Source organism: Streptomyces sp. SID14478 (assembly GCF_010548525.1).
Taxonomy (GTDB): Bacteria; Actinomycetota; Actinomycetes; order Streptomycetales; family Streptomycetaceae; genus Streptomyces.
On the sequence record NZ_JAAGMG010000510.1, the window covers coordinates 1 to 432 of the forward strand.

The following is a 432-nucleotide window of genomic DNA, read 5'->3' on the forward strand; positions in this document are numbered from 1 at the left end:
AGGTGCCGCTCGGCGGTCGGCTCGTCGCCCTCGCGCAACCGTGCGATACCGGCCTGCAGCGCCGCTTCCGTGTGCCCGCCGGCAGCGGCCCGCTCGTACCACTGGAGCGCCTTCTGGGCGTCCTCGTCGTCGTCCCGGCCCGCGTACAGGATGCCGAGGTTGAAGGCCGCGTCGACGCTGCCCGCCTCCGCCGCCTTGGAGAACCAGGGCTCGGCGCCGACCGCGTCGCCGTTCTGCAGGAGCAGCACGGCCAGCGCGTTGGCCGCCTCGCGGTGGCCCGCGTAGGCGGCGCGGCGGTACCAGCTCTCGGCCTGCGCGGTGCGCTTCTGCTCGGCGCACAGCAGGCCGAGGTTGTAGGCGCCGTTGTTGTCGCCCGCGTCCATGGCGGCGCGGTACCAGCGCTCGGCGGTCTGCGTCTCGCCGCGCCGCGCG

General features: G+C 75.5%; 1 protein-coding gene. It reads right to left on the minus strand.

Translation table 11 applies throughout. The features are described 5' to 3' along the window. Positions 1-432, minus strand: a 432-nt coding sequence (locus tag G3I40_RS16510; RefSeq protein ID WP_164302913.1) for a tetratricopeptide repeat protein, incomplete at both ends; no start/stop codon positions are given.